Source organism: Variovorax paradoxus (assembly GCF_040544635.1).
Taxonomy (GTDB): domain Bacteria; phylum Pseudomonadota; class Gammaproteobacteria; order Burkholderiales; family Burkholderiaceae_C; genus Variovorax; species Variovorax paradoxus_R.
Genome location: NZ_JBEPKJ010000018.1, coordinates 79848 through 93523, shown reverse-complemented (window position 1 = coordinate 93523; position 13676 = coordinate 79848). Strand labels below are relative to the sequence as shown.

General features: G+C 62.8%; 14 protein-coding genes and 1 tRNA gene. All 15 read left to right on the top strand.

Features of this window, described 5'->3' with window-relative positions; translation table 11 throughout:
* Position 1 precedes the first annotated feature (1 nt).
* The 15 genes from secG to ABIC94_RS25405 all read left to right on the top strand — a co-directional run bounded on the left by secG (position 2) and on the right by ABIC94_RS25405 (position 13675).
* A complete protein-coding gene (gene secG / locus ABIC94_RS25475; protein ID WP_354375777.1) occupies positions 2–427 on the top strand; it encodes a preprotein translocase subunit SecG in 426 nt (141 codons plus the stop codon).
* A gap of 117 nt (positions 428–544) precedes the next feature.
* Positions 545–629 (top strand) — tRNA-Leu (locus ABIC94_RS25470).
* A 65-nt stretch (positions 630–694) separates the two neighbouring features.
* Positions 695–1054, top strand: coding sequence for an NADH-quinone oxidoreductase subunit A (locus tag ABIC94_RS25465; protein ID WP_055805154.1), 360 nt, complete (start codon positions 695–697; stop codon positions 1052–1054).
* A 15-nt stretch (positions 1055–1069) separates the two neighbouring features.
* The gene (locus ABIC94_RS25460) at positions 1070–1549 is read left to right on the top strand and encodes a NuoB/complex I 20 kDa subunit family protein (protein WP_012748606.1); all 480 of its coding nucleotides are present in this window, start codon (positions 1070–1072) and stop codon (positions 1547–1549) included.
* A 13-nt stretch (positions 1550–1562) separates the two neighbouring features.
* Positions 1563–2174 carry an NADH-quinone oxidoreductase subunit C gene (locus ABIC94_RS25455; protein ID WP_354375776.1) on the top strand — a complete coding sequence of 204 codons (612 nt, stop codon included), beginning with the start codon at positions 1563–1565 and terminating at the stop codon, positions 2172–2174.
* Position 2175: 1 nt separating this feature from the next.
* Complete coding sequence (locus ABIC94_RS25450) at positions 2176–3429, top strand: NADH-quinone oxidoreductase subunit D (RefSeq protein WP_354375775.1); 1254 nt, start codon at positions 2176–2178, stop codon at positions 3427–3429.
* A 10-nt stretch (positions 3430–3439) separates the two neighbouring features.
* Positions 3440–3988, top strand: coding sequence for an NADH-quinone oxidoreductase subunit NuoE family protein (locus tag ABIC94_RS25445; RefSeq protein WP_354375774.1), 549 nt, complete (start codon positions 3440–3442; stop codon positions 3986–3988).
* Positions 3988–5328 carry an NADH-quinone oxidoreductase subunit NuoF gene (gene nuoF, locus ABIC94_RS25440; protein WP_354375773.1) on the top strand — a complete coding sequence of 447 codons (1341 nt, stop codon included), beginning with the start codon at positions 3988–3990 and terminating at the stop codon, positions 5326–5328. The genes ABIC94_RS25445 and nuoF overlap by 1 nt, the downstream gene beginning before the upstream one ends.
* Before the next feature lie 20 nt (positions 5329–5348).
* Positions 5349–7511: an NADH-quinone oxidoreductase subunit NuoG gene (nuoG, locus tag ABIC94_RS25435; protein WP_354375772.1), complete on the top strand. Its 2163-nt coding sequence runs from the start codon at positions 5349–5351 to the stop codon at positions 7509–7511.
* On the top strand, positions 7508–8584 hold the full coding sequence (gene nuoH, locus ABIC94_RS25430) for an NADH-quinone oxidoreductase subunit NuoH (protein WP_354375771.1): 1077 nt from the start codon (positions 7508–7510) through the stop codon (positions 8582–8584). Before nuoG ends, nuoH begins: the two co-directional genes overlap by 4 nt.
* A gap of 17 nt (positions 8585–8601) precedes the next feature.
* Complete coding sequence (nuoI, locus tag ABIC94_RS25425; RefSeq protein WP_055805171.1) at positions 8602–9123, top strand: NADH-quinone oxidoreductase subunit NuoI; 522 nt, start codon at positions 8602–8604, stop codon at positions 9121–9123.
* Positions 9124–9160: 37 nt separating this feature from the next.
* A complete protein-coding gene (locus ABIC94_RS25420; protein WP_354375770.1) occupies positions 9161–9826 on the top strand; it encodes an NADH-quinone oxidoreductase subunit J in 666 nt (221 codons plus the stop codon).
* Positions 9823–10131: an NADH-quinone oxidoreductase subunit NuoK gene (gene nuoK, locus ABIC94_RS25415; RefSeq protein ID WP_012748597.1), complete on the top strand. Its 309-nt coding sequence runs from the start codon at positions 9823–9825 to the stop codon at positions 10129–10131. Before ABIC94_RS25420 ends, nuoK begins: the two co-directional genes overlap by 4 nt.
* A gap of 7 nt (positions 10132–10138) precedes the next feature.
* Positions 10139–12175, top strand: coding sequence for an NADH-quinone oxidoreductase subunit L (nuoL, locus tag ABIC94_RS25410; RefSeq protein ID WP_354375769.1), 2037 nt, complete (start codon positions 10139–10141; stop codon positions 12173–12175).
* Between the two features lie 24 nt (positions 12176–12199).
* Positions 12200–13675, top strand: coding sequence for an NADH-quinone oxidoreductase subunit M (locus ABIC94_RS25405; protein ID WP_354375768.1), 1476 nt, complete (start codon positions 12200–12202; stop codon positions 13673–13675).
* The last annotated feature ends 1 nt before the right edge of the window (position 13676 follow it).

Genomic DNA, 13676 nt, shown 5'->3' with positions numbered 1-13676 from the left:
AATGAATGTGGTCCTCAATCTTTTGGTCGGCGTGCAGATGCTGTCGGCCCTTGCAATGATCGGGCTGATCCTGATCCAGCACGGCAAGGGCGCCGACATGGGCGCGGCCTTCGGCAGCGGCAGCGCCGGCAGCCTGTTCGGCGCGAGCGGCAGCGCGAATTTCCTTTCGCGCACCACGGCCGTTCTGGCGGCCGTATTCTTTGCCTGCACTTTGCTGCTGGCCTACTTCAGCCATGCACGGCCCGCCGGCGGCGGCAGCCTGCTGGAGCGCGCAGCCGTCGGTGCACCCGCCACGCCCGCTTCCGCTCCCGCAGGGCAAATTCCCGGTCAGATTCCCGCGGGTACGTCGGGCGCGGCACCGGCCAATGCACCAGCTTCGGCTCCTGCTGCACCTGTTTCAGGCCCGGGCCAGATCCCGAGCAAATAATCCAGTTGTTTTCATGGAGTCGCTGGCAAGAAACGGCTTCATTTCAGGGTAAACTCTAAAGCTGTTCGGAAAGCCAAACACCTTCACAGGTACCTCATGCCATCCGAACAAAAAACCGCGGTCGTGGTGAAATTGGTAGACACGCTATCTTGAGGGGGTAGTGGCGAAAGCTGTGCGAGTTCGAGTCTCGCCGACCGCACCAAATCTCACCGGCAGAAAACCTCATTTGGAGCGTTTCTGCCGGTGGCAAGCGGTGAAAATCTCCCGATGAACCTCGATTCCTATCTCCCCGTCCTTTTGTTTATTTTGGTCGGTGTCGGTGTAGGTGTCGCACCGCAAGTCATCGGCTACATCCTGGGTCCCAATCGGCCCGACGCAGCGAAGAACGCTCCCTACGAGTGTGGCTTCGAGGCCTTCGAGGATGCGCGCATGAAATTCGACGTGCGCTATTACCTCGTCGCCATTCTCTTCATCCTGTTCGATCTCGAGATTGCCTTTCTCTTTCCGTGGGCCATTGCGCTCAAGGAAATTGGCGCCGTCGGCTTCTGGGCCATGATGATCTTTCTCGCCATCCTCGTCGTAGGCTTTGTCTACGAGTGGAAAAAAGGCGCGCTCGACTGGGAATGACAAGGAATCATCAAAATGGCCATTGAAGGCGTCATGAAGGAAGGCTTCGTCACCACCACCTACGACTCGGTGGTGAACTGGGCGAAGACCGGATCACTCTGGCCGATGACTTTCGGTCTGGCTTGCTGTGCCGTCGAAATGATGCACGCGGGCGCAGCCCGCTACGACATCGACCGTTTCGGCATGCTGTTCCGGCCCAGCCCCCGCCAGTCCGATCTGATGATCGTGGCCGGCACGCTGTGCAACAAGATGGCGCCCGCTTTGCGCAAGGTCTACGACCAGATGCCGGAGCCGCGCTGGGTTCTTTCCATGGGCTCCTGTGCCAATGGCGGCGGCTACTACCACTACAGCTATTCGGTGGTGCGCGGCTGCGACCGCATCGTGCCGGTGGATGTCTATGTGCCCGGTTGCCCGCCCACCGCCGAAGCCCTGCTTTACGGTGTGATTCAGCTGCAGCAGAAGATTCGCCGCACCAACACCATTGCCCGCGCCTGAGAGACTGCCGACGATGACTGACTTTGCAATATCGCCGGAGGTGCTGCGCGCCACGATCGCCGAGACGCTCGGCGCCAAGGCCAAGAGCGTGACGCTCGCGCTGGGCGAGGTAACCGTTGTGGTGGGCGCTGCCGACTACATCGAAACCGCCACGCTGCTGCGCGACGCGCCCGGCTGCCGCTTCGAGCAGCTGATCGACCTCTGCGGCATGGATTACTCCGACTACCGCGAAGGCGAGTGGCAGGGCGAGCGCTATTGCGTCGTCACGCACCTGCTTTCGGTGAGCTTCAACCAGCGCGTGCGCCTCAAGGTGTTTGCGCCGAGCGAAGACCTGCCGGTTGTCGATTCGCTCCAGCCCGTGTGGAATGCCGCCACGTGGTTCGAGCGCGAAGCCTTCGACCTTTACGGCATCGTGTTCGAGGGTCATGACGACCTGCGCCGCATTCTTACGGACTACGGTTTCATCGGCCATCCGTTCCGCAAGGACTTCCCGGTGTCGGGGCACGTCGAAATGCGCTACGACGAAGAGCAAAAGCGCGTCGTTTACCAGCCGGTATCGATCGAGCCGCGAGAAATCACCCCGCGCGTGATTCGCGAAGACAACTACGGCAGCGGTTTGCACTGATATGGCCGAAATCAAGAACTACACACTCAACTTCGGTCCTCAGCATCCGGCAGCGCACGGCGTGCTGCGCCTGGTGCTCGAGCTCGACGGCGAAGTGATCCAGCGCGCCGATCCGCACATCGGCCTGTTGCACCGCGCAACCGAAAAGCTCGCCGAATCGCGCACCTTCATCCAGTCGCTGCCGTACATGGACCGTCTCGACTACGTGTCGATGATGAGCAACGAGCACGCCTACTGCCTGGCCATCGAACGGATGATGGGCCTGGATGTGCCGATTCGCGCGCAGTACATCCGCGTGATGTTCGCCGAGATCACCCGCCTGCTGAACCACCTGCTGTGGCTCGGCGCGCACGGTCTCGACTGCGGCGCGATGAACATGCTCATCTACTGCTTCCGCGAACGTGAAGACCTGTTCGACATGTACGAAGCCGTGTCGGGCGCGCGCATGCATGCGGCCTACTTCCGTCCGGGCGGCGTCTATCGCGACCTGCCAGACACGATGCCGCAGTACAAGGTCAGCAAGATCAAGAACGCGAAGGCGATCGAAAAGCTCAACGAGAACCGCCAGGGCTCGTTGCTCGACTTCATCGACGACTTCTGCAAGCGCTTCCCGAAGATGGTCGACGAGTACGAAACGCTGCTCACCGACAACCGTATCTGGAAGCAGCGCACCGTGGGCATCGGCGTCGTGACGCCGGAGCGCGCGCTGAACCTCGGCTTCACCGGCCCCATGCTGCGCGGCTCGGGCATCGAATGGGACCTGCGCAAGAAGCAGCCCTACGACGTCTACGACCAGATGCTGTTCGACGTGCCGGTCGGCAGGACGGGCGACTGCTACGACCGCTACCTCGTGCGCGTGGAAGAAATGCGCCAGGCCAACAAGATCATCCAGCAGTGCTCGGCCTGGCTGCGCACCAATCCTGGTCCGGTCATCACCAGCAATCACAAGGTGGCAGCGCCCGCGCGCGAATCGATGAAGGCGAACATGGAGGAGCTGATCCACCATTTCAAGCTCTTCACCGAAGGCTTCCATGTGCCCGAAGGCGAGGCCTATGCCGCCGTCGAGCACCCGAAGGGCGAGTTCGGCATCTATCTCGTGAGCGACGGCGCCAACAAGCCGTACCGCCTGAAGATCCGGGCCCCCGGTTTCCCGCACCTCGCCGCCCTCGACGAAATGTCGCGCGGTCACATGATCGCCGACGCTGTCGCGGTGATCGGCACGATGGACATCGTGTTCGGCGAAATCGACAGGTGAGAAAGAGCGAATGACGACTTCCTCGACCCACCATGACACGGCGCCTACGGCGCCTTCTGCTCCTCTGAAGCCTGCGATTCTCGAGCGCTTTGCGCGCGAAGTCGCCAAGTACCCCGAAGCGGGCAAGCAGTCGGCCGTGATGGCCTGCCTGGCCATCGTGCAACAGGACGAAGGCTTCGTGAGCATGCAGCGCGAACGCGAGATCGCCGAGTACCTCGGTATGGCGCCCATCGCCGTGCACGAGGTCACGACCTTCTACAACATGTACAACCAGCATCCGGTGGGCAAGTTCAAGCTCAACGTGTGCACCAACCTGCCGTGCCAGCTGCGCGACGGCGTCACCGCGCTCGTTCACCTCGAGAAGAAGCTCGGCATCAAGATGGGCGAGACAACGGCCGACGGCCTGTTCACGCTGCAGCAGAGCGAATGCCTGGGCGCCTGCGCCGATTCGCCCGTGATGCTGGTCAACGACCGCACCATGTGCAGCTTCATGAGCAACGAGAAGCTCGACCAGCTCATCGACGGGCTGCGTGGTTCGACCAAAGGGGAGGCCGCGTGATGTCGCCCGAACAAGTACTCCAGCAATTCCAGGCAACGGGCGTCCAGACCTGTTTCCACGACCGCCATATCGAGCCGCAGATCTATGCGGGCCTGAACGGCACCAACTGGCGCCTGGCCGACTACGAAGCGCGCGGCGGCTACCAGGCGCTGCGCAAGATCCTCACCGAAGGACTCACGCCCGACCAGGTGATTGCCGAAGTCAAGGCCTCGGGCCTGCGCGGCCGCGGCGGCGCGGGCTTCCCGACGGGCCTCAAGTGGAGCTTCATGCCCCGCCAGTTCCCGGGCCAGAAATACCTCGTCTGCAATTCGGACGAAGGCGAGCCGGGCACGTGCAAGGACCGCGACATCCTGCAGTTCAACCCGCACATCGTGATCGAAGGCATGGCCATCGCCGCGTATGCGATGGGCATCAGCGTGGGCTACAACTACATTCACGGCGAGATCTTCCAGAGCTACGACCGCTTCGAGGAAGCCCTCGAAGAAGCGCGCGCTGCCGGCTACCTCGGCGACAAGATCATGGGCAGCACGTACAACTTCCAGTTGCACGCCGCCCACGGTTTCGGCGCCTACATCTGCGGCGAAGAAACCGCGCTGCTCGAATCGCTCGAAGGCAAGAAGGGCCAGCCGCGCTTCAAGCCGCCGTTCCCGGCCAGCTTCGGCCTCTACGGCAAGCCGACCACCATCAACAACACCGAGACCTTCGCGGCGGTGCCCTGGATCATCAACAACGGTGGTCCGGCGTATCTCGAATGCGGCAAGCCGAACAACGGCGGCACCAAGATCTATTCGGTGAGCGGTGACGTCGAGTTGCCCGGCAACTACGAAGTGCCCATGGGCACGCCGTTCTCCAAGCTTCTGGAATTGGCCGGTGGAGTTCGCAAGGGCCGCACGCTCAAGGCCGTGATCCCCGGCGGATCGTCGTCGCCGGTGCTGCCCGCTTCCATCATGATGGAATGCACGATGGACTACGACTCCATCGCCAAGGCCGGCTCCATGCTGGGCTCGGGCGCGGTCATCGTCATGGACGACAGCCGCTCGATGGTCGAGTCGCTGCGGCGCCTTTCGTATTTCTACATGCACGAGTCCTGCGGCCAATGCACGCCTTGCCGCGAAGGCACGGGCTGGCTGTACCGCGTGGTGGACCGCATCCACAACGGGCAGGGCAGGGCGTCGGACATGGACCTGCTCAACTCCGTGGCAGACAACATCCAGGGCCGCACGATCTGCGCGCTCGGTGACGCGGCGGCCATGCCGGTGCGTGCCATGATCAAGCACTTCCGTCACGAGTTCGAGGCCTTGATTCCGGGCTATGTCCCGAAAGCGCCCGTCCAAGCCTGAGCGCGAGAAGAAACATACTCATGATCGAAATCGAACTCGACGGCAAGAAGGTCGAAGTGACCGAAGGCAGCATGGTGATGCATGCGGCCGACAAGGCGGGCACGTACATCCCGCACTTCTGCTATCACAAGAAGCTCAGCATTGCGGCCAACTGCCGCATGTGCCTGGTCGACGTGGAAAAGGCGCCCAAGCCGATGCCGGCCTGCGCCACGCCCGTCACGCAGGGCATGATCGTTCGCACCAAGAGCGAAAAGGCCATCAAGGCCCAGCAGTCCGTCATGGAATTTCTGCTGATCAACCACCCGCTGGATTGCCCGATCTGCGACCAGGGCGGCGAATGCCAGCTGCAAGACCTGGCCGTGGGCTATGGCGGTTCCTCTTCTCGCTACGAAGAAGAAAAGCGCGTCGTCTTCCACAAAGACGTCGGCCCGCTGATCAGCATGGAAGAAATGAGCCGCTGCATCCATTGCACGCGCTGCGTCCGTTTTGGCCAGGAAGTGGCCGGCGTGATGGAGCTCGGTATGACCCAGCGCGGCGAGCACTCCGAAATCGAAACCTTCCTCGGCGACTCGGTCGACTCCGAACTGTCGGGCAACATGATCGACATCTGCCCGGTCGGTGCGCTCACGAGCAAGCCCTTCCGCTACAGCGCCCGCACGTGGGAGCTATCGCGCCGCAAGTCGGTGAGCCCGCACGATTCCACCGGTGCCAACCTGATCGTCCAGGTCAAGAACAACCGCGTGATGCGCGTGGTGCCGCTCGAGAACGAAGAAGTCAACGAATGCTGGATCGCCGACCGCGACCGCTTCTCGTACGAAGCCCTCAACGGCCCGGAACGCCTCACACAGCCCATGCTCAAGCAAGGCGGCCAGTGGCAGCAGGTCGACTGGCAGACCGCACTCGAATACGTGGCCAACGGCCTCAAGCAGATCAAGGCCGACCACGGCGCGCAAAGCATCGGCACGCTGGTCAGCCCGCACAGCACGCTCGAAGAACTGCAGCTCGCCGCCATGCTCACGCGTGAACTCGGCAGCGACAACATCGACTACCGCCTGCGCAACGCCGAATTCACGGCCTTCGAAGGCGTGCGCTGGCTCGGCACCTCGATCGCATCGCTCACGCAAGTGCAGCGCGCGCTGGTCGTGGGTTCGAACCTGCGCAAGGAACACCCGCTGTTCGCACAGCGCATCCGCCAGGCCGTGCGCAAGGGCGCAGCGCTGTCGGTGATCACCTCGGCCGGCCTGATGGCCGACCGCGACGCCTGGGCCATCCACGTGGCGCAATCGACGATCGTCGAAGCCGGCCAATGGGTCGAGGCGTTGGCCGCCGTTGCTGCCGCCATCGGCCAGACCAATGGCGCTAGCGCACCGCTGGCACCGAAGAACGCACCCGACGCCGCCGCGCAAGCCATCGCAGCCTCGCTGCTGAGCGGCGAGCGCAAGGCCATCCTGCTCGGCAACGCCGCTGCCCACCACGCGCAAGCCAGCAGCCTGCTGGCCCTCGCCAACTGGATCGGCGCGCAGACCGGCGCCACCGTCGGCTACCTGACGGAAGCCGCCAACACCGTGGGCGCGCAGCTCGTCGGCGCCTTCCCGCAGAACGGCGGCCTCGACGCCGGCCGCATGCTCGCCGCCGGCTCCGGCCTCAAGGCCGTGCTGCTGCTCAACACCGAACCGGTGTTCGATTCGGCCGCTGGCGCCGCAGCCGCCGATGTCATCGGCAATGCGCAGATGGTCGTCACGCTGAGTCCCTTCAAGGCCAACCTCGAGTTCAGCGACGTGCTGCTGCCCATCGCGCCGTTCACCGAAACGCCGGGTACCTTCGTCAATGCCGAAGGCCGCGTGCAAGGTTTCCATGCCGTCGTGAAGCCGCAAGGCGAGGCGCGTCCGGCCTGGAAGGTGCTGCGCGTGTTGGCCAACCTGCTTGGTTTGCCGGGTTTTGCCTTCGAATCGACCGCTGAAGTGCTTCGCACCATCGGCGACAACGGCGCCGTGCCGGCCAATGCCCTGAGCAATGCCACCGCCGCGAGTGCCGTGGTTGCCGATGGCGCTGCTCCGGTGCCCGTGGTCGCGAGCATCTATCAACTCGACTCGATCGTGCGCCGCGCACCGTCGTTGCAACTCACCGCCGATGCGCGCAACGCATCGACCGCACCGGCCCGTGCCGAGGAGGCATTGGCATGATCGATTCACTGCATGCCTTCGGCCAGGGACTGGTCCATGCGGGCTGGTGGACGGCCGTGGCCTGGCCCGTGATCTGGACGCTGATCAAGATCATGGTGGTCGTGCTCCCGTTGATGGGGGCCGTGGCCTACCTCACGCTATGGGAGCGCAAGGCCATCGGCTTCACGCAGATCCGCGTCGGCCCGAACCGCATCGGACCGCTGGGCCTGCTGCAGCCCATCGCCGACGCGCTCAAGCTGATGACCAAGGAAATCATTCTTCCGACGGTCGCCAACAAGGGCCTGTTCCTGCTGGGCCCGATCATGACCATCATGCCGGCGCTCGTTGCATGGGCCGTGATTCCCTTCGGTCCCGATGTGGCACTGGCCAACATCAATGCCGGCCTGCTGTTCGTGATGGCCATTACCTCGCTCGAGGTCTACGGCGTGATCATCGCAGGCTGGGCATCGAACTCGAAGTACGCCTTCCTGGGTGCGCTGCGTGCCTCGGCGCAGATGGTGAGCTACGAAATCGCGATGGGCTTCTGCTTCGTCGTGGTGCTGATGGTCTCGGCCAGCCTGAACATGACCGACATCGTCATGGGGCAGGGCAAGGGCACCTTCGCGGGAATGGGCATCGGATTCCTCTCGTGGAACTGGCTGTCGCTGCTGCCGATCTTCGTCGTCTACTTCATCTCGGGCCTGGCTGAAACCAACCGCCACCCCTTCGACGTGGTCGAAGGCGAATCCGAAATCGTTGCGGGCCACATGATCGAGTACTCGGGCATGAGCTTCGCGATGTTCTTCCTGGCCGAGTACGCCAACATGTGGCTGGTCTCGATCCTGTGCGTCGTGCTGTTCCTCGGCGGATGGCTGCCGCCGTTCGAGTTCCTGAGCTTCATTCCCGGCTGGATCTGGCTCGGTGCCAAGACCTTCTGCGTGGTCACGATGTTCCTGTGGGTTCGCTCGACGTTCCCGCGCTTCCGCTATGACCAGATCATGCGTCTGGGCTGGAAGATCTTCATTCCGGTCACGCTCGTGTGGCTGGTGGTGGTCGGCGCCTGGATGCAGACCCCGTTCAATATCTGGAAATAACTGGAAGCGCCAACATCATGTCTGCTGCGCACACCGCAACAACGTCCGCTCCGTTCTCGCTCAAGGACTTTCTGGGCAGCTTCATGCTGTTCGAACTGTTCAAGGGCCTGGCCATCACCGGCAAGTACGCCTTCGCCCGCAAGATCACGGTGCAGTTCCCGGAAGAGAAAACGCCGCTGTCGCCGCGTTTTCGCGGCCTGCATGCGCTGCGCCGCTACGAAAACGGCGAAGAGCGCTGCATTGCCTGCAAGCTCTGCGAGGCCGTGTGCCCCGCACTGGCCATCACCATCGAATCCGATGTGCGCGACGACGGCTCGCGCCGCACCACGCGCTACGACATCGACCTGACCAAGTGCATCTTCTGCGGTTTCTGCGAAGAAAGCTGCCCGGTCGATTCGATCGTCGAGACCCACATCTTCGAATATCACGGCGAAAAACGCGGCGACCTGTACTTCACCAAGGACATGCTGCTGGCCGTGGGCGATCGCTACGAAAAAGAAATTGCAGCGAACAAGGCGGCCGACGCCAAGTACCGCTGATCCGACCAGCCCGAACCCCGTACCAATTCGAATTCCAATGGACGTCAAGACCGGTCTGTTCTATCTGTTTGCCGCGGTGCTGCTGTTCGCGGCCTTCCGCGTCATCACCGCCCGCAACCCCGTATACGCGGCGCTGTACCTGGTGCTCGCCTTCTTCCAGGCATCGGCGATCTGGCTGCTGCTGCGCGCCGAGTTCCTGGCGATTGCGCTGGTGCTCGTCTACGTCGGGGCGGTGATGGTGCTGTTCCTCTTCGTCGTCATGATGCTGGACATCAACGTCGACGGCCTGCGGCAGGGCTTCTGGAAGCACTTTCCGCTGGCAGCCGGCGTGGGTGCGCTCATTGCGCTTGAAATGGCCGCCGTGCTGATGGGCGGCTTCCGCCTGGCGGAGGCGCCGCGCGTGAGCGCTGCCGTTGCGGCCAACAGCTCGAACACGCTCGAGCTCGGCAAGCTGCTGTACTCCGAGTACCTGTATCCGCTCGAAATTGCGGCCGTCATCCTGCTGGTGGCCATCGTGGCCGCCATCGCCCTGACGCTGCGTACCCGCAAGGACAGCAAGTACGTCAACCCATCCGACCAGGTGCGCGTGAAGGCGCGCGACCGCGTGCGCATCGTGCAGATGCAGGTCACGCGCGCCGCCGAGCCGGTGGTGGAAGCACCCGCGGATGCAGGCGCAGCAGCGGCAAAGGAAAACAAGGCATGACGCTCACGCTCGGACACTTTCTTTCGCTCGGCGCAATGCTCTTTGCGCTTTCGGTGATCGGCATTTTCCTGAACCGCAAGAACCTCATCGTGCTGCTGATGGCCATCGAGCTGATGCTGCTCGCGGTGAACATGAACTTCGTGGCGTTCTCGTACTACCTGGGCGACATGCACGGCCAGATCTTCGTGTTCTTCATCTTGACGGTGGCTGCGGCCGAGTCGGCCATCGGCCTGGCCCTGCTGGTCCTGCTGTTCCGCAACAAGTCGAACATCAACGTCGACGAACTCAACTCGCTCAAGGGTTGACAGCAACATGAGCGCAACCCTTTCCGCATCCACCCTGCTGGCCGTGCCGCTGGCACCCCTGGTCGGCGCCGCCGTCGCAGGCCTGTTCGGCACGAAGTTCGGCGGCAACCACATCGGCCGCAAAGTCACGCATTCGCTGACCATCCTCGGCGTGCTGGTCGCCTTCATCATCTCGGCCATGACGCTGAAGTCGGTCGTCGTCGACGGCGCCCGCTTCAACGCCACGATCTACGAATGGATGGTGGTCGGCGGCCTGAAGATGGAAGTCGGCTTCCTGGTCGATGGCCTCACCGCCATGATGATGTGCGTGGTGACCTTCGTCTCGCTCATGGTGCACATCTACACCATCGGCTACATGGAAGAAGACGAGGGCTACAACCGCTTCTTCGCGTACATCTCTCTGTTCACCTTCTCGATGCTGATGCTCGTCATGAGCAACAACATGCTCCAGCTGTTCTTCGGCTGGGAAGCGGTGGGCCTGGTGTCGTACCTGCTGATCGGCTTCTGGTTCAACAAGCCCACGGCCATCTTCGCGAACATGAAGGCGTTCCTGGTCAACCGCGTGGGTGACTTCGGCTTCATCCTCGGCATCGGCCTGATTGCAGCCTATGCCGGCACGCTGAACTACGGCGAAGCCTTTGCCAAGGCCAACACGCTGGCCGGCATCACCTTCCCCGGCACCGAGTGGATGCTGGTGACCGTGATCTGCATCTGCCTGTTCATCGGCGCCATGGGCAAGAGCGCGCAGTTCCCGCTGCACGTGTGGCTGCCCGACTCGATGGAAGGCCCGACGCCCATCTCCGCGCTGATCCACGCGGCAACGATGGTGACCGCCGGCATCTTCATGGTGGCGCGCATGTCGCCGCTGTTCGAGCTCAGCGACACGGCCCTCTCGTTCATCCTGGTGATCGGTGCCATCACCGCGCTGTTCATGGGCTTCCTGGGCATCATCCAGAACGACATCAAGCGCGTGGTGGCGTACTCGACGCTCTCGCAGCTCGGCTACATGACCGTAGCGCTCGGTGCCTCGGCCTATTCGGTCGCGGTGTTCCACCTGATGACGCACGCCTTCTTCAAGGCGCTGCTGTTCCTCGGCGCGGGCTCGGTGATCATCGGCATGCACCACAATCAGGACATCCGCTGGATGGGCGGCGTGCGCAAGTACATGCCCATTACCTGGATCACCTCGCTGCTGGGTTCGCTGGCGCTGATCGGCACGCCGTTCTTCTCGGGCTTTTACTCGAAGGACAGCATCATCGAAGCGGTGCACGAAAGCCACCTGTGGGGCGCGCAGTTCGCCTACTACGCGGTGCTGGCCGGCGTGTTCGTGACGGCGTTCTACTCGTTCCGCATGTACTTCCTGGTGTTCCACGGCAAGGAGCGCTACGACCTGAACCCCGATGCACACCATGACGACCATGCCGCGCATGGCGACGACCACGGCCATGGCCACCACGACCACAAGCCGCACGAGTCGCCGATGGTGGTGTGGCTGCCGCTGGTGCTGCTGGCCATTCCGTCAGTGGTGATCGGCTTCATGACGATCGAGCCGATGCTCTTCGGCGAGTTCTTCAAGGGGGCCATTGCCGTCGACGCGAACAAGCACCATGCCATGAAGGAACTCGGAGAAGCCTTCCACGGCCCGGTGGCCATGGCCATCCACGGTCTGCAGACCGCGCCGTTCTGGCTGGCGCTGGCCGGCGTGGTGCTCTCGTTCTACATGTACATGGTCAATCCGGCACTGCCGGCCGCGATCAAGCGTGCCTTCGGCCCGGTCTACCGCCTGCTCGACAACAAGTACTACCTCGACTGGATCAACGAGAACATCCTCGCCCGCGGCGCGCGTGCCCTTGGTACCGGCCTGTGGAAGGGCGGCGACCAGGCGTTGATCGACGGCGCCGTGGTCAACGGCTCGTGGAAGGTCGTCGGCCGCATCTCGGGTGCGGTGCGCTGGCTGCAGTCGGGCTACATCTATCACTACGCCTTCGCGATGCTGCTCGGCATCTTCATCCTGATGACGTACTTCGTCTGGTTCAAGCGCTGAGCTAAGCGCTGGAGAAAAAGAAAAATGGGTTTGTTGAGCCTTGCCATCTGGGTGCCGATCGCATTCGGTATCGCGCTGCTGGCGTTCGGGCGTGACGAGAACGCCAGGGGCGTGCGATGGGTCGCGCTGGTCGGTGCGATCGTCAGCTTCCTGGTGACCGTACCGCTTTACACGGGCTTCCAGAACGGCACTGCCGCGATGCAGTTCGTCGAGAAGGCCAGCTGGATTGCGCGCTTCAACGTCAACTACCACCTCGGTGTCGACGGCCTGTCGCTCTGGCTGGTGCTGCTGACCTCGTTCACTACCGTGGTGGTCGTGATCTCGGCCTGGGAAGTGATCACCGAGCGCGTCAACCAGTACATGGCCGCGTTCCTGATTCTTTCGGGCTTCATGATCGGCGTGTTCGCCGCGCTCGACGGCATCCTGTTCTACGTGTTCTTCGAAGCCACGCTGATCCCGATGTACCTGATCATCGGCATCTGGGGCGGTCCGAACAAGATCTACGCGGCCTTCAAGTTCTTCATCTACACCTTGCTCGGCTCGCTGCTGATGCTGGTGGCGCTGATCTACCTGTACAACAAGTCGGGCGGCAGCTTCGACATCCTGAGCTGGCACAAGCTGCCACTGGGCTCGACGGCGCAGACCTTCCTGTTCTTCGCGTTCTTTGCCGCCTTTGCCGTCAAGGTGCCGATGTGGCCGGTCCACACCTGGCTGCCCGACGTGCACGTCGAGGCGCCGACCGGCGGCTCGGCCGTGCTGGCCGCAATCATGCTGAAGCTCGGCGCCTACGGTTTCCTGCGCTTCTCGATGCCGATTGCGCCCGACGCCTCGCACGAATGGGCCTGGCTCATGATCGCGCTGTCGCTCATCGCGGTGATCTACGTCGGCTTGGTGGCGCTGGTGCAGGAAGACATGAAGAAGCTCGTGGCTTACTCGTCGGTCGCCCACATGGGCTTCGTGACGCTCGGCTTCTTCATCTTCAACGAGCTGGGCGTTTCGGGCGGCATCGTGCAGATGATTGCGCACGGCTTCGTGTCGGGCGCGATGTTCCTGGGCATCGGCGTGCTCTACGACCGCGTGCATTCGCGCCAGATTGCCGACTACGGCGGCGTGGTCAACACCATGCCCAAGTTCGCCGCGTTCGCGCTGCTGTTCGCCATGGCCAATTGCGGCCTGCCGGGCACCGCCGGTTTCGTGGGCGAGTGGATGGTCATCCTGGGCGCGGTCAAGTACAACTTCTGGGTCGGCCTGGGTTCCGCAACGGCACTGATCTTCGGCGCGGCCTACACCCTCTGGATGTACAAGCGCGTGTACCTCGGCCCGGTCGGCAACGACCACGTCAAGGAACTCACCGACATCAATGCCCGCGAGTTCCTGATGCTGTCGCTGCTGGCCATTGCCGTGCTGTGGATGGGCATCTATCCGAAGCCGTTCACCGATGTGATGGATGTTTCCGTGACGGAGCTCCTGCGCCATGTGGCAACGTCCAAACTGCCCTGAT